The sequence below is a fragment of the Labilibaculum sp. DW002 genome (genome assembly GCF_029029525.1).
GTDB lineage: Bacteria > Bacteroidota > Bacteroidia > Bacteroidales > Marinifilaceae > Paralabilibaculum > Paralabilibaculum antarcticum.
The window spans coordinates 171,494-193,330 of sequence record NZ_JAKJSC010000001.1 but is presented as its reverse complement, the minus strand read 5'-3'; the positions used below and the strand labels follow the sequence as shown (position 1 = coordinate 193,330).

The 21,837-nt window shown below is 33.3% G+C and carries 23 protein-coding genes; 13 read left to right on the top strand and 10 right to left on the bottom strand.

Annotation, left to right across the window (positions count from 1 at the left end; translation table 11 throughout):
* Positions 1–218: 218 nt before the first annotated feature.
* Positions 219–1,001 (bottom strand): hypothetical protein, encoded by a 783-nt coding sequence (locus L3049_RS00820; RefSeq protein WP_275107872.1) that lies wholly within the window; start codon positions 999–1,001, stop codon positions 219–221.
* Positions 1,002–1,206: 205 nt separating this feature from the next.
* On the opposite strand from L3049_RS00820, the gene L3049_RS00815 reads away from it, so the two are divergent.
* Complete coding sequence (locus L3049_RS00815) at positions 1,207–2,511, top strand: dicarboxylate/amino acid:cation symporter (RefSeq protein ID WP_275107871.1); 1,305 nt, start codon at positions 1,207–1,209, stop codon at positions 2,509–2,511.
* Positions 2,512–2,527: 16 nt separating this feature from the next.
* Here the strand turns inward: L3049_RS00815 and dapA are convergent, their stop codons facing one another.
* Positions 2,528–3,415 (bottom strand): 4-hydroxy-tetrahydrodipicolinate synthase, encoded by an 888-nt coding sequence (gene dapA, locus L3049_RS00810; RefSeq protein WP_275107870.1) that lies wholly within the window; start codon positions 3,413–3,415, stop codon positions 2,528–2,530.
* Between the two features lie 173 nt (positions 3,416–3,588).
* Between dapA and L3049_RS00805 the strand changes: the two genes are divergently transcribed.
* Complete coding sequence (locus L3049_RS00805; RefSeq protein WP_275107869.1) at positions 3,589–4,248, top strand: hypothetical protein; 660 nt, start codon at positions 3,589–3,591, stop codon at positions 4,246–4,248.
* Between the two features lie 54 nt (positions 4,249–4,302).
* On the opposite strand, the gene L3049_RS00800 is transcribed toward L3049_RS00805, so the two are convergent.
* The 3 genes from L3049_RS00800 to L3049_RS00790 are packed head-to-tail and all read right to left on the bottom strand — an operon-like array spanning position 4,303 to position 6,796.
* Complete coding sequence (locus L3049_RS00800; protein ID WP_275107868.1) at positions 4,303–4,788, bottom strand: YchJ family protein; 486 nt, start codon at positions 4,786–4,788, stop codon at positions 4,303–4,305.
* A gap of 11 nt (positions 4,789–4,799) precedes the next feature.
* Positions 4,800–5,651, bottom strand: coding sequence for a hypothetical protein (locus L3049_RS00795; RefSeq protein ID WP_275107867.1), 852 nt, complete (start codon positions 5,649–5,651; stop codon positions 4,800–4,802).
* Positions 5,652–5,653: 2 nt separating this feature from the next.
* Positions 5,654–6,796 (bottom strand): MFS transporter, encoded by a 1,143-nt coding sequence (locus L3049_RS00790; protein WP_275107866.1) that lies wholly within the window; start codon positions 6,794–6,796, stop codon positions 5,654–5,656.
* Positions 6,797–6,949: 153 nt separating this feature from the next.
* On the opposite strand from L3049_RS00790, the gene L3049_RS00785 reads away from it, so the two are divergent.
* Together L3049_RS00785 and L3049_RS00780 are read left to right on the top strand one after the other, a co-directional pair.
* Entirely contained in the window at positions 6,950–7,465 is a 516-nt protein-coding gene (locus L3049_RS00785; protein WP_275107865.1) for a nitroreductase family protein, read from the top strand.
* Between the two features lie 6 nt (positions 7,466–7,471).
* The gene (locus L3049_RS00780; RefSeq protein WP_275107864.1) at positions 7,472–8,440 is read left to right on the top strand and encodes a CobW family GTP-binding protein; all 969 of its coding nucleotides are present in this window, start codon (positions 7,472–7,474) and stop codon (positions 8,438–8,440) included.
* Positions 8,441–8,477: 37 nt separating this feature from the next.
* On the opposite strand, the gene L3049_RS00775 is transcribed toward L3049_RS00780, so the two are convergent.
* Positions 8,478–9,089: a Crp/Fnr family transcriptional regulator gene (locus tag L3049_RS00775; protein WP_275107863.1), complete on the bottom strand. Its 612-nt coding sequence runs from the start codon at positions 9,087–9,089 to the stop codon at positions 8,478–8,480.
* Between the two features lie 419 nt (positions 9,090–9,508).
* On the opposite strand from L3049_RS00775, the gene L3049_RS00770 reads away from it, so the two are divergent.
* The 8 genes from L3049_RS00770 to L3049_RS00735 all read left to right on the top strand — a co-directional run bounded on the left by L3049_RS00770 (position 9,509) and on the right by L3049_RS00735 (position 16,250).
* Complete coding sequence (locus L3049_RS00770; protein ID WP_275107862.1) at positions 9,509–9,880, top strand: hypothetical protein; 372 nt, start codon at positions 9,509–9,511, stop codon at positions 9,878–9,880.
* A gap of 11 nt (positions 9,881–9,891) precedes the next feature.
* A complete protein-coding gene (locus L3049_RS00765; protein WP_275107861.1) occupies positions 9,892–10,791 on the top strand; it encodes a DUF5777 family beta-barrel protein in 900 nt (299 codons plus the stop codon).
* Positions 10,792–10,818: 27 nt separating this feature from the next.
* A complete protein-coding gene (locus tag L3049_RS00760; RefSeq protein ID WP_275107860.1) occupies positions 10,819–11,223 on the top strand; it encodes a c-type cytochrome in 405 nt (134 codons plus the stop codon).
* Positions 11,224–11,460: 237 nt separating this feature from the next.
* Positions 11,461–12,267 carry a cytochrome c3 family protein gene (locus L3049_RS00755; RefSeq protein ID WP_275107859.1) on the top strand — a complete coding sequence of 269 codons (807 nt, stop codon included), beginning with the start codon at positions 11,461–11,463 and terminating at the stop codon, positions 12,265–12,267.
* A 1-nt stretch (position 12,268) separates the two neighbouring features.
* Complete coding sequence (locus tag L3049_RS00750; protein ID WP_275107858.1) at positions 12,269–12,883, top strand: cytochrome b/b6 domain-containing protein; 615 nt, start codon at positions 12,269–12,271, stop codon at positions 12,881–12,883.
* A 213-nt stretch (positions 12,884–13,096) separates the two neighbouring features.
* The gene (locus L3049_RS00745; protein ID WP_275107857.1) at positions 13,097–13,546 is read left to right on the top strand and encodes a hypothetical protein; all 450 of its coding nucleotides are present in this window, start codon (positions 13,097–13,099) and stop codon (positions 13,544–13,546) included.
* A gap of 131 nt (positions 13,547–13,677) precedes the next feature.
* Complete coding sequence (locus tag L3049_RS00740; protein ID WP_275107856.1) at positions 13,678–15,897, top strand: TonB-dependent receptor; 2,220 nt, start codon at positions 13,678–13,680, stop codon at positions 15,895–15,897.
* A gap of 38 nt (positions 15,898–15,935) precedes the next feature.
* Positions 15,936–16,250 carry a heavy-metal-associated domain-containing protein gene (locus L3049_RS00735; RefSeq protein WP_275107855.1) on the top strand — a complete coding sequence of 105 codons (315 nt, stop codon included), beginning with the start codon at positions 15,936–15,938 and terminating at the stop codon, positions 16,248–16,250.
* A 177-nt stretch (positions 16,251–16,427) separates the two neighbouring features.
* On the opposite strand, the gene L3049_RS00730 is transcribed toward L3049_RS00735, so the two are convergent.
* Both L3049_RS00730 and L3049_RS00725 read right to left on the bottom strand, forming a co-directional pair.
* Complete coding sequence (locus L3049_RS00730) at positions 16,428–16,835, bottom strand: DUF4332 domain-containing protein (protein ID WP_275107854.1); 408 nt, start codon at positions 16,833–16,835, stop codon at positions 16,428–16,430.
* Positions 16,836–16,846: 11 nt separating this feature from the next.
* Positions 16,847–17,284, bottom strand: coding sequence for a hypothetical protein (locus tag L3049_RS00725; protein WP_275107853.1), 438 nt, complete (start codon positions 17,282–17,284; stop codon positions 16,847–16,849).
* A 437-nt stretch (positions 17,285–17,721) separates the two neighbouring features.
* Here L3049_RS00725 and L3049_RS00720 point away from each other — a divergent pair, with 437 nt between their 5' ends.
* Positions 17,722–19,224 carry a helicase HerA-like domain-containing protein gene (locus L3049_RS00720; RefSeq protein WP_275107852.1) on the top strand — a complete coding sequence of 501 codons (1,503 nt, stop codon included), beginning with the start codon at positions 17,722–17,724 and terminating at the stop codon, positions 19,222–19,224.
* An 86-nt stretch (positions 19,225–19,310) separates the two neighbouring features.
* On the opposite strand, the gene L3049_RS00715 is transcribed toward L3049_RS00720, so the two are convergent.
* Positions 19,311–20,363 (bottom strand): multiheme c-type cytochrome, encoded by a 1,053-nt coding sequence (locus L3049_RS00715; protein ID WP_275107851.1) that lies wholly within the window; start codon positions 20,361–20,363, stop codon positions 19,311–19,313.
* A gap of 347 nt (positions 20,364–20,710) precedes the next feature.
* A complete protein-coding gene (gene buk, locus L3049_RS00710; RefSeq protein WP_275107850.1) occupies positions 20,711–21,790 on the bottom strand; it encodes a butyrate kinase in 1,080 nt (359 codons plus the stop codon).
* Positions 21,791–21,837 lie beyond the last annotated feature (47 nt).

Below are 21,837 nucleotides of genomic sequence, written 5' to 3'. Positions count from 1 at the left end.
ATTATCATTGCTCATTTGCTTCGTGTAGTTTTCATTATTTCCAAAGCTTCCTTTGTAAATAAATCCCAATCATCTGCAAATATTAGTTAACCATAAACCAACTTTTAAGTGGTGGTTTCCTTTAAAAAAGGATTCAACAATTCATCTCCTACACCTAAGTCATCGAGTAGTTATACGATTAAAACTAGCAATTTCTTCACTCATTGTTTTAATTTCCATTATATATCAAACCCTGGTCTAATAAAATCTTTGGACTCAGGAAACACGATGTCAACTAAATTTCTTAAACCAGATAGCAATAGTAATATTGGCAACATTTCATCTTCAGCTTTAGGAAAATATTTCATAAAACAAGTCCATGCATCTATCGAGTTATCGATTGAAAGAAGAGCTACCTTAGCTGAAGCAACACTATCATGTTCATAAAATTCATTTGCTGTTTCTTCAGTATTAACTTTACTTCTTAATGAACGAAATAGCTTGCTTGGAATAATAAACTGATACCAATGTATTTTCTCTGAAGCACTAAAGATCTCTTTCTGACAATCAGACATATCCTCAAGATCTTGGAAATCTAATAATTCTTTTAAACTAGAACTACCAATAAATAGAGATGATTCAAAATTTGCAAACCAGTCATCAACCAATTCTGAATATTGATCTGCTTGAACCATTATTTGGCTCTTAAAAATAAGATTGTCTTTCTCATCCTCTATTTCAGGATCAAAATCCTCCTGGGTGTCAGGAAATTCCATTCCCAAATCTTTAGCTGCCTGTCGTAAAAGTTCCATGCTTAATTGAAACATTTCGTCCAAATTATCCATGGCTGTACTCGCTTCCGAATCGCTTTCTTTTAATTCAGGTACACCTTCATCCATCATCTTATAATTAAGACAATTACTATTAAAGCTGCATTTATCACACCAGCCATCACAATAATTATATATTCCAGGAATTAAATTAGGGTTCTGTATTAATGCAAAGAGTAAATCTTTATTCATATATGCTATATTACTTTCTTAAAAGATAATTATTGTAAACCTAACTCTCTAATTAATCAAACTAATTGCTAAGTTTTGAAACCACAAGCAATTACAGTCGTAACTACTATTATTGGCTCATCCGTATTCTACAGTATCTACTTAAAATGATAAAGAATACAGGTATTTGTACTTATAAAATGATGTTTGGTTTCAATTTTTCACCATGTTTTTAGAAAACACTAGTCTTTCATCAAAATCAATAAAAGAAAAATATCTTCTTATTAGCATTGTTATTGCTATTGCCCTAGGATTTTTAATAGGTGGAATCTATCCTAAATTTTCTATTCATTTATCAATATTTGGGGAAGCTTTCCTTAATATCTTAATGATGCTAGTTGTACCCATGGTAATTCTATCTATGGTTGTTGGCATAGCCCGTATTAAAAACTTACGCTCATTAGGAAAAATAGGAAGTAAAACTATCTTATATTATTTCTCAACTACAGCAATTTCAGTTTGTATTGGAATGATTTTAGTTAATATTATTCAACCTGGAGTTGGTGCTGATATTTTATTACCCGACGATAGTTTTACTATTATCAACAAAAGCTCCAATGTTACAGATACAATTAAGGAGTTAATTGTTGGTAACGCGGCTAAAGATCAACAAGGATTGATTGCATACAATCTATTTTTGGCCATGGTTAAAATGGATATTCTTCCACTAATTGTATTTTCTCTGTTTTTTGGCGGAGCTTTGTCATCCTTAGGCTTAAAATCAAAAAAAACAATTCATATCATTTCAACATTAAATGATGGAATAATGCAACTCGTTAATTGGGTTATGTATTTGGCTCCTATTGGAATTCTCGGACTTATTGCAGCAAGAATTGGTAAAGCTGGCGGATTTGAAGGATTTATTCCAGAATTACAATCTCTTGGTAAATTCAGTTTAACAGTGCTTTTGGGCCTTTTATTTCATGGAATTGTTATTTTAAGCTTGGCTTTAAAACTTTTTGGAAAACAAAACCCTTTCTCATATTGCAAAGGTGTTGGAGCTGCTCTCTTAAATGCATTTTCCACTGCCTCAAGTACTGCAACATTACCTATAACAATACAAGGAGTTCAACAGGAAAACAAAGTATCTAAGAAAATTAGTAATTTCGTTCTTCCATTAGGAGCTACAATAAACATGGATGGTACAGCTCTATATGAGGCCGTTGCAGCTATTTTCATTGCTCAAATATATGGCATTGAATTAAGTACTGGTCAACAAGTTATTATATTTATAACTGCTACACTTGCGGCTATAGGCGCAGCGGGTATTCCAGAAGCTGGGCTTGTTACTATGGTGATTGTTTTAAAAGCGGTGAATTTACCAATAGAAGGCATTGGATTGTTACTAACTATAGATTGGTTGTTAGACCGCTTTCGAACGACCGTTAATGTATGGGGAGATAGCGTAGGAGCAGCAATTGTTGAAAGACAGATAATAAAAAAGCCACTTAAAAAAAGTGGCTCTGAATAAAATATCTTAGTTGGATTTAGATTAATCCTTGTTTTCTCATTTCTGCAACAAGTAAATCTCTGTTGTCATCAATCATTCTGCACATAGGAGATCTAAATTCTTCTGAAAGCTTATCCATCACAGCCAAACCTGTTTTTACTGGAATTGGATTCGACTCAATAAAGCAAAGTTGAATTAGCTTTAAGTATTTAAAATAAATAGCTCGTGCTTGATTCAAATCGCCTTTTTCAGCTGCATTCATCAACGTATGAAACTCCTTTGGTATTATGTTGGCAATAACTGAAATTACACCATCTGCACCCATGCAAACCGCCTGAAATGCCAAAGCATCATCACCTGAAAAAACCATAAAGTCACTTGGTTTGTCCTTTAATAAGCAAGCCAATTGTTCTAAATTTCCAGATGCTTCCTTAATTCCAACAACATTATCTAACTCATTAGCCAATTCAACTACCAAATCAACAGGAATATTACATGCCGTTCTTCCAGGAACATTATAAAGAACAATTGGTACCGAAACAGCTTTAGATATCTGAGTGAAATAATCTTTTAATCCATTTCGACTCGGCTTATTGTAATATGGAGCTACTACTAGAATACCATCTACGCCAAGAGATTCAGCCAGACAAGAATTTTCGATGGCTTCAGATGTTGAATTAGTTCCTGTACCAGCAATTACTGGAATACGTTTATTTACCTTTTCAACTGTATGTTTGATTAAATTAGCATACTCCTCCTTATTAAGAGTTGCTGCTTCTCCAGTGGTTCCACAAACTACGATTCCGTCGGTTTCATTTTCAACGTGAAATTCGATCAAATTATCGAAAGCAGTATAATCAATACTACCATCAATATTAAAAGGTGTTACAATAGCAACAATAGATCCTTGCCAAGCTTTTCTCATTATATATTTACTCCTTGATTAATACTTACAGCCATCTGTAAGATTTTGTTAACGGCTGCAAATATAGATTCTACAATATAGCGAACGAAATTTTTAGAAAATTTACTCAATAATTCTACATTCTGTTAATTTTTGAACATATTTGTAGAGAATTTCAACACAAACTTCGATTCATGATAACAATTCCACAAGTTGTAGAAAAAATAGTTAGCTCACAACCTTTTTTAGCGGAAGCTTTAGTTGAAGGATTGATTAACGTTTCATCATTGGCGCGTAAAATCCAAACCCAAGTTGAGGACAGTGTAAAAAAACCAGTCAAGATTGGCGCTATAATAATGGCTTTAAATAGATTAGCACCAAACCTCGAAGTGAAAATAAATCCTGGATTAAAAGAAGTAATAACAAATGTTGGGGATATTATTGTACGCTCCCAACTGGTCGATTTCACGTATAAAAACTCAAATACGCTGATTGAAAAACACACAGAATTGTTAAAATCAATTGGACCAAATCAAGAGTTTTTCTATACTATGGTGCAAGGCGTTTTTGAATCTAACTTGGTCGTGAGCAACATGTTACATCAAAAAGTACTCGAGACTTTTAGTGAAGAACAACTGGTTAGTAAAAGTGAAAATTTATCATCAGTAACGCTTAAATTACCATCAACAAACAGCCAACAACTTGGTTTTTACTACTTTATCTTAAAAAACATAGCTTGGGCAGGCATCAATATTAAAGAGGTAATCTCAACAACCAATGAATTTACATTAGTTGTGAATGACGCAGATATTGATAAAACATTTTCTGTTCTTAAAAACATGGGAAATAGCTGATCAAAAATAACTTACAAGTAAATGGGGATCCTTAAAGATCCCCATGTTTTATATCTATTTGTTGAAACAGCATTTCTTAAATTTTTTACCGCTACCACAAAAACAAGGATCATTTCGATTTGGCAATTTATGCTCAAGTTCCTTTTTAGGATATTCTCCCGAAACATACACCCAGCATCCATTTTCTTTTTGAAAATAAGATTTTTCATGCATTATCTGCTTTTGCCCATCCTCTTTAAAGCTAGCTTTAAACTCTACCCAACCTTCGGAATCATTCACCTTTCCTTTCTCCGTACTCAAAACTTCAAGGCCCAACCATTCAACCGATCTTGTCCATTCTAAAATATCATCTCTCTCCTCTAAAGGTCTCGTTTCGGAAGCATAAGTTGCAAGAATGTAATCAATATTTGCCTTCACAAATGCTGAATATCTAGTTCTCATTAAATCTTCTGCAGTTGTTGCAGCACTTTTACCAGAGTGAATTGCCCCACAGCAATGCTCGTATTCAAACTTCTTACCACAATAACAGTTCTGCACCATCCTATTTCTTCTTATCGCTGATAATTCTCCTGAAAAAACAAATCTAACTTATCAAAGTCTTGTTCTCCGATTAAACTCAAAAACTTAGAGAAATTTGGAGTCAAACTCTCCAAAGCTTCTTTGATTTTGAACATGGCATTAAATTCCGTGATAAATTCAGCACGCATATCAAATGCACTTACTAAAGTCTCATAAAACAATCTAAAAAGCATTCCTTCCGACTGTAAAATTTGATCATCAACCGAAATCACTTTCAGTAAATTCATTAATAAGTCGTAATCCTTTAATTCGATAGCAACCGCAATCCCTTTGGTGTAATTTGCAAATAAAATCTGAAGCGATTCTTTATCATTATATTCAGGGATTGGAACAGGAGTAAATTTACAATCGGAATAAGCTTTAATTGCTTCTTCTTTTTCCCCAGAAGCCATAAGCATAAAAGCTTTTACATTGATAAGACTTAGGTAATAAAAACCATGGTATTTGTCCTCTGGAAGATCTAGTATGGCCTGATTTAAAACCTCCACTCCTTTTGTCATTGCTTCATGAATTTTTTCATCTCCACGCTTAAAAGAAAATTCGGCCATGTACTGTAATGCCCAATTTAATCCATAAACCCATTTGCCATTTTTAGAACAAGAATTGTATCCTTTACGATACTCTTCTCCTGCTTCGATTAGCTCACCAAATAAAGAAAATGCACCTGCTCTCAATTGAAGTATTTCTAGATAATATTGAGGCATTGCACTAAGTTCATCTACCGACTTATCACCCAAAAATTCACGAATCATCTTAGGATCTTTAGCTTCAATCCCTTTGTTATAAGTCTCTATTAGCGACTTGTATATTTTTTCTTCTGTCATAATTAAATTTTATTCTGTATTCGTATTTTCTGCACAAATGCAAGTGAAACCACACACAGTATAGCGCCTGCTATAAATGGTATTTGCCAATGCCACATCCATAACAAACCACCACAAACTGGAATCACAACTGCCGATATATGATTAATTGTAAAACCAACTGCCATAGATGGTGCAATATCTTTCTTATCCCCTGTTTTATGAAAATAGGTGTTGATTCCCATTGAAAAACCAAAGAAAATATGATCGATAATGTATAGGATAGCTACTACCAAACCATTTTCGATAAAGGCATAACCAAGAAATACAAATATTAAAAAGATGTACTCTAAGCTTAGCATTTTCCGTTCACCATAGCGATTAATTCCCTTCGCAATATAGGGTGATATGAAATAGGTGATAATATTATTGATGATGAAAAGTATAGCTACATGCTGTATACTGAAATGATATTTTTGCACCAGCATAAATACTGCAAACACAACAAAAATCTGTCGTCGGGCACCACTTAAAAAATTCAGAACATAAAATAACCAATAACGCTTACGCAAAACCATACCCTTATTTTGAGGCACGATCTCTTTATCAGCTGGTTTCCAAAAGAGTGCCCAAACTCCTAATCCAAAAATAACAGTACCAATCAAAATAAAATTAGCTTGCAAAGAAATAAAATGAGCAATACCAAAAATAAATGCCCCGACACCAATATTAGCAACTGCTGCCCAGCTCTTTTGCTTAGCAAAAACATAAGGCGCCTGCTCGTAATTAAAATATTGCAGGGTTAAAGATTTATTAGTCGTCTCAAAATAATGAAATCCAATTGACATGATTAAGGTAGTCGCTATTAAACCAATAAATGATGGAAAAAATCCTGTTAAGGCAACACCTAAACCAACAAATAATACCGCTAAAGCAGATAAACGATGCTCCTTAATAACCAATAATAAATAAACAACAAGTAGAGCTAAAAAACCAGGAATTTCGCGAACCGACTGAATAACACCCAATTGAAACCCATTTATCCCAACCTCATCAACAGCCAAATTATTAAAAAGCGTACGCCATGCCTGGTGACCTGCAGTAGCAGCAATTACCAACAACATCAAGTATTGGAACATGATATTTTTCCTCAGCTCTTTATTCATCTAGATATCTTCCTAAAAAATGAATGCCAAAGGTACTAAATTGTTGATAAAATAGATATACAAATGCAACATGTCGAATAAAATACAGAATCAATAGAACATGTCTAATATATTTCTCATTTTTGCCATACATTATAAGAAAATCAAAAGTGTATGAATTTTAAAGAACTTATAGAACAAAGATATTCTGTTCGATCTTATCAAGATAAAGAGGTAGAAAAAGAAAAGCTAATAACAATTCTTGAAGCTGGTCAAATTGCTCCTTCTGCAGTTAACAATCAGCCTTGGCATTTTATTGTTGTTCAAGAAGCAGAAAACCACAAGCAATTTTCAGAGATTTACCATAGAGATTGGTTTAATGAAGCTCCTGTTTACATTGTTGTTTGTGGAGATCATGACCAAGCATGGAAACGTAAGGAGGATGGAAAAGATCACTGTGATATTGATGCCGCAATAGCCATTGATCACATGACTCTTCAAGCTACAGAACTAGGTTTAGGAACTTGCTGGATTTGTAACTTTTATGTTGAAAAATGTAAAGATTATTTCAATTTACCAGAACATATTGAGCCAATTGCAATCCTTTCTTTAGGATATCCAAAAAACAAGCAGGCTCCTGTCAAAAAAAGAAAATCTTTAGAAGAAATCGTTCATTGGGAAAAATTTTAATTTGATATGGCTAAAATACCAGTTACGCTTATCACAGGTTTTTTAGGTGCAGGTAAAACTAGTTTACTGAATCATATTATTGAAACTTATCCATCGAAGAAATTTGCCATTATCGAAAATGAATTTGGTGAAGAAAACATCGATTCCCAACTCGTTACCAATATCAAGAATGAAGATATTTTTGAATTGAGTAATGGTTGTATTTGCTGTAGTTTAAACGATGAATTGTATGTTGTTCTACAGAATCTTATTAAATCGGATCATCAATTCAATCATCTATTAATAGAAACAACTGGTATTGCTGACCCTGGAAGCATATTGGCTTCCTTTGTTACTGATCCTTTTATTAAAAAAGAGTTTGCACTGGATGCGGTTATTTGTTTGGTAGATGCTGAAAATGCTGCTCATATGATTACGCAAGAAGAAATACTAAAAAAGCAAATTGCCATTTCAGACAAAATTTTACTGAACAAAACAGATTTAGCCGGTCCAGAAAAAACAAATCGTCTTAGAGAAGAGCTTAAAGCCTTAAACCAATTTGCTCGTATTGATGAATGTGTTCACGCAAAACCTAACAATCAAGATATCTTAGATTCATATTCTTACGATCCCACTAAAATATATCAATTTGTACTTGGAGTAAGAAAAGATGAGTCGAAAAAAATAGGCTCTACTCATGGTATTGAAAACATGATCTATTCTACTACAATACCCATGGATCAATTAAAATTAGGGATGTGGCTCGATGCTTTTTTGAGATTCAATCAAGATAGTATATATCGAATAAAAGGCATTTTAAACTTAGCTGGTCTTAATAATCGAATTGTGCTACAGTCGGTTCACACCCAAATTCAAGCAACGGTTGGAAAAGCATGGAAAGAGGATGATTTAAAAGAAAGTAAAATCGTGATTATTGGGAAAAATCTAAATCGAGATGCCATAAAGAAAAACCTCGACGAACTTTTAGTAAATTAAAAAGAGAGTGGAACTATCCACTCTCTTTACTATATTATCAACCTGTTTCGCTTATTCGTTCAAGCTGCTGGAAATTCATAATGGTTAGCTTTCTTCCATCTAGTTCTATAATTCCCTCATTATGAAATTCTTTTAAAATCCGTATTGCGCTATCTTTTGACATCCCCGTTAAATCAGCAACATCTTGTCTCGATAAATGTAAATTGAAACTCAAATTTTCATAAATCTTAGTAGAAAGATATAGTAAGCCATCTGCAATACGACCATGCATTTGTTTTTGTGATAAACTCACCATTTTTTCAAAAGAGAAAATTCCTTTTTGAGTACAATTCTTAATGAAATCTTCTGCAAAAAGAGTATTGGTTTGGATTGCTTTTTTAAATGAATTTATCTCGATAAAACATGCTGTAACATCATCTAAAGCTGCAATAGAATAATGATGTCTATTATCAAAATACAAAGATGCTTGCCCAACCACTTCCCATGGTTTAATTATTCTAATTATCAATTGCTTATCCTGAACACCTTCTACATATAATTTCGCCAATCCTGTTGTTAAAATTAAAAGGTGAGTTGCTGAAGTTCCTTGTTTAAAAATGGTTTCACCTGCTTTAAACTTAACTTCAAAACGACTATCATTTAGTTCCATCAGCTCTTGATTTGTCAAGTAATTAAACATCGGAACACGCGTATTACAATCTACACAATTTTTACAATTATCAGATCTAGAGAATTTAGCCATAATGGGTTAGAACAATAAGTTAATTTAATCAGTTAGTAGTCAATTCCATAATAAAAAAACAAAAATTAGCCTATAAAATACATTACTAAAGCAAGGTCGTATTGTTAACTAGTTTTCTTATTACAAAAACTAAATATAACTAAAAGACAGGGATAAGCCTAGTAAATTACTGATAAATGTCGATCTGAATAAGACAAATTCCTTTTTTTCATAAAATAAATCTCGTCATAACAATAAGAGAGCAATAGTGGCAAATATTTATCTTTAGAAAAGAAGGTCAACTTCTTATTATCACTAGTTAGTACTTAATCTTAAATCCTTATACTATGCAAAAGAGCAATTACTTACATCTTTTACTAGTTTTCCTGGTAACCCTCTGTTTAGTTAGCTGCGAATACGATATAATTGAACAGGATCAGATTGTAATACCTCCAGATCAGGAAGTTAGTTTCGATTCAGATATCATTCCTATTTTCACATCTGGTTGTACCGACTGCCACGATGGAGGAATAGATCCAGATTTGCGAGCAAATAATGCATACAACTCTCTTACTAACGGTGGATACTTAAACGTTGACAACCCTTCTGACAGTGAATTGTATAAAGTACTATTAGAAGGATCTCATAGTACTCGTGCATCTGCAGAAGAAAAACAATTGATTCTTGAATGGATAACCCGAGGAGCTAACAACAACTAAAAATTCACACTATGCTTAAATCTAATTATACAAAAATTACCTGCTCGTGGCTATTATCCATGGCGTTATTCGTAGTTTTTATCTTGAGTGCATCTCAAACCTGTTTTGCTCAAGATGATGAATTTGCAAATGATCCGGTAACAGGCACATTTGAATCAGGATTATTAGGAGAAACACAAACTACAGTAACTCCATATGCTGGAGAGTTTGGCTTGCATGTTCAACATCGATTCGGACTTGTTGAAAACGGGTTAGAAGATGTATTTGGAATCTATTCAACTTCGAACATTCGAATGGGTATTGATTATGGTGTTACTGAAAAGTTCATGATTGGATATGGATATACAAAAGAATATAAACTTCAAGAATTTCATGGTAAATACAGAGTACTAACACAAACAGAATCTAATTCCATTCCTGTTTCTGTTGCTGTTTATGGAAATCTAGCCATTAATTCTCAAGATGAAGCCGTTTTTGGTAACGACTACGCTTTTTCAGATCGATTAGGCTATTTCTCTCAGATAATAGTAGCACATAAATTTAATGAGACATTCTCCTTACAGTTTGCACCAAGTTTTACTCACTTTAACAAAACAGATACCTTGGTTGAACATGATAAATTTGCTTTAAACTTTGCAGGTAGAGCTAAGATTAGTCCATCGATGTCGCTATTTTTTGAATACGATCATCCATTAAATATTGATGATATGAGAGAATTTACCAATTCTGATCAAACAGATCCTGAAGCAAATTTATCTTTTGGTATGGAAATTGGTACTAGTACTCACGTATTCCAAGTGTTTATGTCGAACTATGAGGGAATAACTCCACAGAGGAATATACTATACAATAAAAATAAAATAGGAGACGGAGACTTCTTATTTGGATTTAATATCCTTGTACGATTTTAACTAATTCTCTCATTAAAAAAAATACATATGAAAACAATCAAATTTCTAATTTTTATCGCAATTATCTTTATCGGATTTGCGTTTACAGTACAACAAAAGAAAGCTGAAGCTTGGGAGGTTCCTACTGAGTACAAAAGCATGGAAAATCCTATTGCGAATGATAAGGCAAGTGTAAATAAAGGTAAAATGGTTTACATGAAGCATTGTCGTTCATGCCATGGCAATAAAGGATTAGGAGATGGACCAAAAGCAGCTCGTCTAAAAACATTTCCAGGTGATTTTTCTAGTGTTGAATTCCACAGTCAAACAGATGGAGAAATCCTTTATAAATCGATTATTGGTAGGGATGAAATGCCAAATTACGAGAAAAAAATTCCAAGTAAAAAAGACAGATGGGCAGTTGTTATCTACATGCGCTCCTTTAAAAAGTAAATTCATTTAATTAAAAAAGGGTATAATATTTATACCCTTTTTTTCTTACTAATCACAATTACATTCTTAATCCCAATTGCTATGAGGCAAAGAAGTTTAATACATTTATTTCTGGTAATCAGTTTCCTTTGCTCTTCTCTTTATTGTATCTCGCAAGAAACTCAAACGGAAAACCTCGCCAATAATACCGAAAACCAAAAATGCATAAAATGCCATGGTAATCACACATTCAAATACATGAATGAAGATTTCGGCATTCAGATAAAAGAAAAGATGTATGGCGATAGACTAATTGATACAATTGCATATGCCCAATCAAACCACGGAATGTTCAAATGTACGGACTGCCACTCTCCCGAATATGAAACATTTCCTCATGCTGGGAATCTGAGAATGGAAATGATGTATGCGTGTAATGATTGTCATGGAGGAGATCCTGAATACGCCAAATTTCATTTTGATGAAATAGAGGAAGCATTTTATGAGAGCATGCATTACAATCGAGCACCTGATGCATTCAATTGCTGGAGTTGTCACAATCCTCACACCTATAAAACACAAGCAAGAGTTGGCGAAAAAATATCTGAAACAGTTACTTACGACAATCAAATCTGTTTAAAATGTCATGCTGATGTAAGTCAATATGAATTGCTTACCGAAAGGGAAAATATCAACATTATTAAATCGCATGAATGGTTGCCTAACCAAGAATTGCATTTCAAAAATGTACGATGCATTGAATGTCACACCCAACTAAATGACAGTTTATTAGTTAGTCATGTTGTAATGCCTAAAGATAGTGCAATTCGCGAATGTACTCAATGTCATTCCGAAAATTCTCATTTAATGGCTAGTCTATACAAATACAAAAGTATGGAATCTCGAAAAAGTGTTGGCTTTTTAAATGCAGTTATCATTAATGATTCCTATGTAATTGGTGCAAACCGAAATAAATACCTAAATATTTTAAGTGTTGTTCTTTTTGGATTAGTCCTTTTTGGAATATTCATTCATGCTCTTTTCAGAATAATTAAACGTAAATAAGATGGCAAACGACAAAATATATCTTTATCCGATTTGGATCCGAATTTGGCATTGGCTAAACGCAGTATTATTTATAACGTTGATGATTACTGGAATTAGTATGCAGTATTCCAATCCAGAAAATCCATTGTTGGTTTCATTCGAACTATCCGTTCAATTGCATAACCTATGTGGAATTTTAATAAGTATCAACTATTTACTATTCTTCATTGGTAACCTATTTACTTCAAATGGAAAACAGTACAAAATGAAAACGAAAGGGCTGTTTACCAGACTATATGAACAAAGTATTTTCTATTTGTTCGGTATGTTTAAAAAACAAGATGCCCCCTATCCTATTTCTGTAGAGAATAAGTTTAATCCACTTCAGCGATTTATTTATGCTACAGCAATGTATGTAGGTTTTCCGATCATAATCGTTAGTGGTTTAGCATTGTTTTTTCCAGAAATTATAATTCCACAAATCTTTGGCATTAGTGGCATATTAGTAACTGCTTTGCTTCATTCAGTTATTGGATTTATTTTATCTCTATTCTTATTTATCCATTTATATGTTTGCACAATAGGAAGCTCAATAAGTAGCAATTTCAAAAGCATGATAACAGGCTGGCATTAGAATAAACAACAATCAAAAAGCAGAACCGAACGATTTCGTTCGGTTTTTTTGTTAAAAAAATCCTAAGACATTATTATTTTACAAATAAGATAGATATTTTTGCCAAATTGAATTTCAACAATTTTCAAAAAAAAAGTCAATTCTAGTTCACCCTTTTGCAAGAATTAAATGTCTTTACATTAGAAGAACATGAAATAAGGCAATATTATTTAGATGAAGCAACCAATAAAAAATATCATTTCCATGGTTTTGCTGGTATTTTACCTTGCAGGCTTTTGTGGTATTCATTTATTGAAGCACAGCTGTTCATCATGTGATCATTCTAGCATACAAATAGCTCAAAATGAGAATCCTGAAACAAATAATCAAAATTGCACCTGTGGCGAACACGATCATTCCAAAGATAATTCTCAAACGAAAATTGATGATAATCAAAATACAATTTGCTGTGATTACGAATTGATTTACCTTAAGAATAGTCCTACAACTATCTTAACGAAACAAAATAAGGCTCCATTGGCGAATGAAAATATTCTATTCATTCAGCCGAGTTTTAATTTTCTAGCCATTCAGACAGAGACAAATCTCACAGAGAATACAAAGTTTTACCTTCTTAAGCATTCAGGAACTGATCTGGATCTTCTTTGTACCTATCTGTGTTGATTCAAAACCAATTTCATTCCACACATCTATCTAATCGGTAGATTCTTAAACCAATACGCAATATTATTTTAAAATTAATTGGGATAAGTGCAGCATTAACATGCTCTATACTTATGTTAGAATGTACTATTATGAAAATTAAAATACTTACAGTACTACTCTCTATCTTACCATTATTATCATTTGGTGTTATTATTAAAGGTAAGATTATTGAAAAATCATCGGCTGGAGAAATTGTGGCACTTCCTGGAGCTTCTATATTTTGGAAAAATACGAATATAGGAACCGCAGCAGATGTAAATGGACATTTTGAGCTAGCATCGAGTGTGAAATCCAATACATTGGTTGTTCAATTTGTTGGATATACTTCTAAAGAAATTAAGCTAGATGATATCAATAAAGAAGAAATTATTATTGAATTAGTACCAAATATTAATCTAAACGAAGTAACGGTTTCCAAGAGAAAATTAGGAACAGTTTTAGATAGAGAAAACCCAATTCAGTCTCAAAGTATTACAGGCGCTGAGCTGTGTAAAGCGGCTTGTTGTAATTTGGCGGAGAGTTTTGAAACCAATGCCTCGGTTGACGTATCTTATGCTGATGCTGCAACTGGTGCAAAATCGATAAAACTGCTTGGCTTAACAGGGAAGTATATTGAGATGATGACTGAAAAGAATCCGAATTTTAAAGGATTAGCCTCAGTATATGGAATGGTTTATGTTCCCGGTCCGTGGATGGAATCTATTCAGGTATCAAAAGGTGTTGGGTCAGTGGTGAACGGTTTTGAATCAATTACAGGTCAAATTAATATTGAATATCAAAAACCTCAGAATGCACCAAAGTTATATTTAAATGGGTATACCAATAGTATGGGAATGTCTGAAGGCAACCTGATAACAGGGGTTAAGTTTTCGAATAAACTTTCTACATCTATTTTGGCTCATGGTCAGGATAATACCAGAGAAATTGATCACAATGACGATAATTTCCTTGATGATCCAATGGTACGTCAATACAATATTGTTAACAGATGGCACTGGAAACCAAGTAAAGAATGGATTACTCAATTTGGTGTAAAATTTATCGATGAATCAAGAGTTGGTGGTCAAAAAGGATATGATGAAAGTAAAACCAACGACATGAATAATGCTTATCGAATTGATATCGATACACGTCGTTATGAGGCATTTGCCAAGATCGGTTATGTGTTTCCGAAGGATGATGATAAGAGTTTCGCACTGATTACGAACTTCTCTTCTCATGAGCAAAAATCATTTTATGGATTAAGAAACTACAATGCTGATCAGAAATATTTGTACGCTAATTTATTGTTTCAATCTTATATCGGAAATCTAAACCATAAGTATACAGCTGGTTTATCTTTTATCTACGATGATTTTAAGGACTATTTGACTGGAGATAACTTAGGAACAAACAAAACTGAGAAAGTTGCTGGTGCGTACATAGAATACACCTATTTGCCCAATGATGAAATTACTTTGCAAACAGGTTTGCGCTACGATCACAATTCTGTTTATGGTGGCTTTGTTACCCCTCGTTTACACTTCAGATATCAATATGCACCTAAATCTACAATCCGATTAGCTGCAGGAAGTGGACGAAGAACGTCAAATCCCATCGCTGAAAATAGTTTTCTTTTAGCTTCAAACCGATCAATTACAATAGATGATGATTTGAAACAAGAAAAAGCATGGAATTTTGGACTTAGCATGACACAATATTTCAATTTATTTGGAAAAGGATTTACAGCTTCTGCTGATTTCTACAGAACAACATTTAACAATCAAATTATTACTGATTTAGACCAAACTGTTAACGAGGTTCAATTTTATAATTTGAATGGAAAATCATGGGCCAATAACTATCAAGTTGAAATAAAATTCGAGCCAATCAAAAGACTAGATGTCACTACTGCGATTCGTTTTTCTGATGTGAAAGCTGATATCAATAATGAATTTAGAAAAGTTCCTTATGTGAATCGTTACAAAGGTTTGATTAATTTATCATACGCCACGAATTTTAACAAATGGCAATTCGATTTCACAACACAATTTAATGGAGATATGAGAATTCCTTCGACCCAAGAAAATCCAAGTGAATTTCAGCGAAGGGAAAAATCACCAGCGTATGCACTACTAAACGCACAAATCACAAAACGATTTAGAATTTGGGAGCTTTATTTGGGAGCTGAAAACCTAAGTAATTACACTCAAAAACATCCAATTATTGGAGCTGATAATCCTCATGGTGAATATTTTGATGCTTCTATGATATGGGGACCAATACAGGAACGTAAATTCTATTTAGGAATCCGTTTAACGATAGAGTAAAACAAACATTTAATAACAGGAACAATAAAATTATAAAGATGAAGCAAATAACTAAAAACCTAAAGACGGCCATTATGGCTTTAAGCTTAGTTGTATTAACCACTATTGCTTTTGCAGGAAACAAAGATGTAAAAAAAGTAGATACAGTTGTTTTTAAAGTTGAAATGGACTGTATGGGATGTGCTGGAAAAATTGAGAAAAATTTACCTTACGAAAAAGGGGTAAAAAACTTCAAAGTTGATTTTAAGAATCAAAAAGTTAGCATTACTTATAAAGCGGACAAAACGAATAAAGACAACTTAAAAAAAGCAATTGAAAAATTAAAATTTAAAGTGGAAGAAATAAAAGGGTAATGATTTCACATCTTTAAAATACTATTTTTAAAACCGAGAATTTTCTCGGTTTTTTTTGTGCTACAACTTTAAGATCGTTCATTCTACCCTCTAGAAACGATTAAGCTGATTTTCTGTTATCATACAATAAAAAAAACCACTCATTTTAGGAGTGGTTATTTCAAATTTGAGCGTAATTTAATAAGTTACCATAGGTGGTAAGTTCTTCGCTTGTTCAATAAACCCCTCAATCTGACCCTCTCCAGGAACAACTCTAGTAACTTTCTTTTCTGCATGAACTTCACACAACTTAGAATGCAAATTTTCAGCATTTCGATTACGTAATTCTTTTACAGTATCAACACCTGACACTTTTAATAACTCTGCGAATTGACTTCCAATACCCTTAATTCGGAATAAATCTGCCATATTAACAAAATCAAGAATTTTGCCTTCATCAATACCACTTTCGGTAGCTATAGATTTTCTACCAGCTTTAGTACAACCTTTTTTTAGCAAAGCATCTACTGTGCTTATGCCAGTTTTTTCTAATTTTGACGAGTAAGCAGGCCCTATGCCTTCAATTTCTGAAATCTTTTTTGCCATCTTTTTAAAAATTAAAAATTAAACTTATCTTTTAACATTCCTCCTAATTTTTCTTTAACACTGTCCCCAACTAAATCACCTAACAAATCTTTTACCCCTTCGTCGCTATCAGTTGGTGCTTCTTCTTTATTATTGATGAATTTAAATACCATTGGAATTATTGCCGAACTAATCATCTTAGACATTGTATCACTAACTCCAAGCTTTGAAATCAAACTAGAGCCATATTTTGAAGTAATAGATGTTATTAACGAACTAGATCCTCCTCCAGAAAAGGCACTTGTTATATCTCCAATATTTCCAGATGTAAAAGAATCTGTAAGTCCACCAAGAATACTATCCTTAGCTAAATCCAATGCTTTTTCACTTTTATTAGAAGGTAAACCCATTCCTTCCAGTAAACCTGCCCCTTCACTACTAAGTGCTTTACTTATTAAATCTTTAATCATTATGTTTATTTATTATCGAATTAACTATATTAATTCAGCATTAAAACATGTAGTCATTTAATTTGCCTTCAAACAATATTGATGGTATCTATGGAATACTCAAAATGCTTTCATGCAATCAGAGAACTTAAGTCTTGTTTCAATATTGCGAAACGAGAGGATCACTAATTATTTTTATCGATTTGAAGAATTATGGGTATTGAATTTGTGAACAAATAATACTTTCCATAAAGTTCTTTAAGAGAATTCTCAAGGATCATGCATTATTTTCGAAGCACGATTTGAAGGCGGATCAAATAACTAAAAACAATTCAAGTTCTATTTCAACTCTTTCGTTACTAATAGTTTTGCAAAAGTATTTAGTTTATTTAGACTAATTTAATTAAATTTAGTAGTATAAAAAAATAAAAATTAACTCGCCTTAAAGAAGAATACACATGACAAAAGAAACTACATTATTAATTGGAGGTGTTATGGTTGATTCCACTCCAATTGATGGGCAAAGAGTGACATTATCCGCAAAATCATTAAACAGACATGGATTAATCTCAGGTGCTACCGGAACAGGAAAAACAAAATCTTTACAAGTTTTGATTGAGGAACTTTCCGGAATAGGTGTACCCTCTTTAGTTATGGATATTAAAGGTGACATTAGTGGTTTGGGTGCAAAAGGCAGTACAAACAAGATAATTGAAAAACGTGCACATCATATTCAAATGGATTGGATTGGGAAAGGCTTTCCAATCGAATTCATGAGCATATCAGAAGAACCCGGCGTATCTCTTAAAAGCACCATATCTGAATTTGGACCTGTAATTTTAAGCAAAATTCTCTCTCTAAATGACACGCAAACATCTCTTCTGTCAATTCTCTTTCTGTTCTGCGATGATAAAAAACTCCCCTTACTTGATTTGGACGACTTAAAAACAGTTCTTCGATATGCTGCTGGAGAAGGAAAATCTGAAATTCAAAAAACATACGGATTGGTACCGATCAATTCAGCACACGCTGTCATGCGAAGAATAACGCAATTGGAACAACAAGGTGGAAATAGAATATTTGGAGAACCATCATTCGATGTAGATGACTTATGTAAGACAGATGAAAATGGATTGGGCATGGTAAATATTATACGTTTAACGGATGTTCAATCAAAACCAGCATTATTCTCTGCCTTTATGATGGCTTTACTTGCTGAGGTTTTTGAAGTGTTTCCTGAAAAAGGAGATGTCGATAAACCTGAATTAATGATATTTATTGATGAAGCTCATTTAATATTCAAAAATGCATCCAAAGAACTTCTTAATCAGCTGGATACTATTATAAAATTAATTCGTTCTAAAGGAATTGGAGTTGTTTTTATTACACAAACACCTGATGATATTCCAGAAAATATTCTTAGTCAACTTGGCTTTAAAATTCAGCATGCCTTAAGAGCGTTCACGGCAAAAGATCGGAAAGCAATTAAGCTATTGTCACAAAATTTTCCCGAAAGTGATGTTTACGATGTCGAGAACCTAATTACTGAATTGGGTATTGGAGAAGCTTTAATCTCCTCACTTGATCGTAAAGGAAGACCAACACCGTTGGTTCATTCTTTAATGCGTCCACCCTATTCTAGAATGGATATACTAGAATCCGTAGAAATTAAAACCATTATAAAAGATTCAAAATTAATTGCTAAATACAACAAAGAATTAGATCGCGAAAGCGCCCATGAGATATTGATGGAGCGAATCGAACAAATGCTTGAAAAGGATGAAGAAGATAAAGAAGAAAAAAACAGACGTAAGGCTAGACCAAGAACAAAGAGAAGAGAAAAAAATCAGTTTGAAAAAATTATGAGTAGTTCTATTGGCACAACCATTGTTCGTGAATTAACCAGAGGTATTTTAGGCGTTTTTGGCATTTCAACTAGCACAAGAAGAAGAAAAAGATAAAGAAAGAAATGAATGACCTGTAAAAGAAAAATCCTGACTTTCGAGTCAGGATTTTATATTTTTACATAAGTTTAAAAAAAAGTTTATTAATCGAAAATTGCAATAGATTCTACTAATAGAGCTTCTGTATAACCAGGATTATGAACTCCTAAACTTTGATCTTCTAATACCGTTTTATAATTGTATAAGGCTCCTGCTTGTTCAGCTGGATAAGTTGCCAAAACAATACTTCCATCTGTATCAAGTAATCCAGCAGTAGTAAGTTCCGCTTTTAGATCATCAAGTAATCCTTGAATCTTTGTCTGAAATCCATTATGGTCAAATGTAGTAAGAGAAGTATGACATTCTTGACAAGATTCGATAGTTGGTACCCAATCATGTGTTGCAACATTATCTTTATCTGCCATATGACATAGAACGCAAGCACCTGCTGTAGCATGAGTAGCTGTTCCAGCTGCTGGATAACTACCCGTTAAGGTTTCATATCCTGCAATACCTGCAACCATAGTTGCTTGAGGAGAATGATGAGGACCATAACGAGAACTTGTTACAGCAAAATTACCATCTACATCTGCTACTGTTGGTCCTGTTCTTGGTTGATGACAATTAGCACACAAATTACTATTGTTACCAAAATCAAGTTCTGAATTTTTATCAATTAATAAAGCAACTGGAATACTTGTACTTAATGCATAATCTTGTCCATCGGTTTCAAAATCGAACGAATCGTGAGTCGAATGACATGTATTACAAGTAATATTTGTTGGTAGTGGAATCGCAGCAGCAGTCGTATCCATACCTGTTAATTGTGTTTCTATAAATCCCTCATGTGAATGACATTTAGCACAATTATATCTACCACCAGCATAATCCACTGTCAATGGGCTACCTGGATAAAAATTTTGACTACCACCATGAGTGGATGATTCGTATTGTGCCGTTATTGTAGTTTGCGTAGTTGTATTGTGACATGCTAAACAACTTGTTGTTCCGTCGGTACCATTGGTGCCATCCACCCCATCGGTTCCATCAGCACCTGCAGCGCCCATCGGTCCTTCTTTTGTACAACTGGCTATTGTAAGAGAAATTGCAAAAACTCCAATTCCTACAAACTGAAAAAATAAGCGAGTTTTTTTCATAATCGAGAATATAAGATTTAAATTTAGTAGTTATTTTATTGGTTATAAGAAGTTCCATCCTTATACCTATTAAATATATAAGAATGTAAAAACCTTATCAATAAAAGGATAGCGAGATTTATAAACGGGAATAAAGAGGTTTACTTTGTTTAAAAAACGAGAAATTTGGTTTTAAAATCGATTTTTATCTTTACAATTTCGATCTATGTCGACTCTTTTTTCTCTGGTCAAAAAAAAATCCACGAAAGTGCACTAAATACAACAGAAGTAAGGATTTAGTATTGAATTAACAGCATAAAAAAAACCGGCTACTACCGGTTTTTATTGATTATAAATAAAGATAATTACTATTCGTAATCTAATATCTCAGTCTCTCCTCTTTCAATCATTCTGCCATAATGACTAAGAGCTCCTAAAACTTCTGCTCCAGGATAGACAGTTACTGGAGCAATTTTTTCTACTCTTGTTCTGATTTCCCTTACAAAAGTTTCATCTTTTGCCATTCCTCCAGTAATGATGATTCCATCAACAGCTTCAGATCCAAAAACTGGAAACATAGCACCAATCGATTTGGCAACTTGATAAGCCATTGCAGAAAGAACTTCTGCCGCCTTCTGATCGCCTGCATCTCTCATTTTACAAACAGCAAATCCACTGTGGGTTTTAAAATAAGCATACAAACCACCTTCTCCAGTTTGCATTTTCATTAGCTCTTCTTCAGTATATTTTCCTGAAAAACACATCTGAATCATTTCTCCCATTGGCAAACTACCACTTCGAATTGGTGAGAAAGGTCCATCTCCATCATAAGCCTGATTTGAATCGACTACTTTTCCTTTCTGATGGGCACCAATACTAATACCACCTCCAAGATGAGCAATAATCAAATTCAGTTCTTCATATTTTTTATAAATGCTTTGAGCATATTTTCTCGCACTCGTTTTTTGATCCAAAGCATGAAAGATAGAGCGCTTTTTAAACTCAGGACGTCCAGTAATTCTAGCAATATCTTCCAATTCATCAACCACCACTGGATCAGCAACAAAAGCACTTGCACCATCTATTTGTGCTGCGATTGAATCAGCTAACAAGCCACTCAAGTTAACAACATCATTACCATATACACAATCAGAAAGATCTTTACGCATTTTATCATTAACGCGATATACACCAGATTTTACAGGTTTTAATAATCCTCCGCGTCCAATAATAATTTTTATTTCATCAAGAGGAATATCATTTGCTTTCAATTCGGCTAAAATAATTTTAGCACGAACTTCTGTTTGATCACAAAAACAATCAAATTCACCAATTTCTTCCTCTTTGTGGTTAATTTTCTTCAAAAAAACCGGAGAATTCATCCGATAAACCGCGATACGCGTAAATTGCATACGTGGATTTAAGGCAAGTATAAGATCTCTACTCATTTTTAGTCCTATTTAGTTAGCAAGTATGTTTATTGTCTTATTGTTTT

Excerpts from the sequence above, each read along its gene's own strand:
- L3049_RS00775 (WP_275107863.1), bottom strand. The coding sequence starts at position 9,089 with ATGGAACTAAATGATAGTCGTTTTGAAGTTAAGTTTAAAGCAGGTGAA.
- L3049_RS00805 (WP_275107869.1), top strand. The coding sequence starts at position 3,589 with ATGATAACAATTCCACAAGTTGTAGAAAAAATAGTTAGCTCACAACCT.
- L3049_RS00760 (WP_275107860.1), top strand. The coding sequence starts at position 10,819 with ATGAAAACAATCAAATTTCTAATTTTTATCGCAATTATCTTTATCGGA.
- L3049_RS00815 (WP_275107871.1), top strand. The coding sequence starts at position 1,207 with ATGTTTTTAGAAAACACTAGTCTTTCATCAAAATCAATAAAAGAAAAA.
- L3049_RS00780 (WP_275107864.1), top strand. The coding sequence starts at position 7,472 with ATGGCTAAAATACCAGTTACGCTTATCACAGGTTTTTTAGGTGCAGGT.
- buk (WP_275107850.1), bottom strand. The coding sequence starts at position 21,790 with ATGAGTAGAGATCTTATACTTGCCTTAAATCCACGTATGCAATTTACG.
- L3049_RS00785 (WP_275107865.1), top strand. The coding sequence starts at position 6,950 with ATGAATTTTAAAGAACTTATAGAACAAAGATATTCTGTTCGATCTTAT.
- L3049_RS00820 (WP_275107872.1), bottom strand. The coding sequence starts at position 1,001 with ATGAATAAAGATTTACTCTTTGCATTAATACAGAACCCTAATTTAATT.
- L3049_RS00800 (WP_275107868.1), bottom strand. The coding sequence starts at position 4,788 with ATGGTGCAGAACTGTTATTGTGGTAAGAAGTTTGAATACGAGCATTGC.
- L3049_RS00720 (WP_275107852.1), top strand. The coding sequence starts at position 17,722 with ATGACAAAAGAAACTACATTATTAATTGGAGGTGTTATGGTTGATTCC.
- L3049_RS00715 (WP_275107851.1), bottom strand. The coding sequence starts at position 20,363 with ATGAAAAAAACTCGCTTATTTTTTCAGTTTGTAGGAATTGGAGTTTTT.
- L3049_RS00770 (WP_275107862.1), top strand. The coding sequence starts at position 9,509 with ATGCAAAAGAGCAATTACTTACATCTTTTACTAGTTTTCCTGGTAACC.
- L3049_RS00765 (WP_275107861.1), top strand. The coding sequence starts at position 9,892 with ATGCTTAAATCTAATTATACAAAAATTACCTGCTCGTGGCTATTATCC.
- L3049_RS00730 (WP_275107854.1), bottom strand. The coding sequence starts at position 16,835 with ATGGCAAAAAAGATTTCAGAAATTGAAGGCATAGGGCCTGCTTACTCG.
- L3049_RS00750 (WP_275107858.1), top strand. The coding sequence starts at position 12,269 with ATGGCAAACGACAAAATATATCTTTATCCGATTTGGATCCGAATTTGG.
- L3049_RS00755 (WP_275107859.1), top strand. The coding sequence starts at position 11,461 with ATGAATGAAGATTTCGGCATTCAGATAAAAGAAAAGATGTATGGCGAT.
- L3049_RS00735 (WP_275107855.1), top strand. The coding sequence starts at position 15,936 with ATGAAGCAAATAACTAAAAACCTAAAGACGGCCATTATGGCTTTAAGC.
- L3049_RS00745 (WP_275107857.1), top strand. The coding sequence starts at position 13,097 with ATGAAGCAACCAATAAAAAATATCATTTCCATGGTTTTGCTGGTATTT.
- L3049_RS00740 (WP_275107856.1), top strand. The coding sequence starts at position 13,678 with ATGAAAATTAAAATACTTACAGTACTACTCTCTATCTTACCATTATTA.
- L3049_RS00795 (WP_275107867.1), bottom strand. The coding sequence starts at position 5,651 with ATGACAGAAGAAAAAATATACAAGTCGCTAATAGAGACTTATAACAAA.
- L3049_RS00790 (WP_275107866.1), bottom strand. The coding sequence starts at position 6,796 with ATGAATAAAGAGCTGAGGAAAAATATCATGTTCCAATACTTGATGTTG.
- L3049_RS00725 (WP_275107853.1), bottom strand. The coding sequence starts at position 17,284 with ATGATTAAAGATTTAATAAGTAAAGCACTTAGTAGTGAAGGGGCAGGT.
- dapA (WP_275107870.1), bottom strand. The coding sequence starts at position 3,415 with ATGAGAAAAGCTTGGCAAGGATCTATTGTTGCTATTGTAACACCTTTT.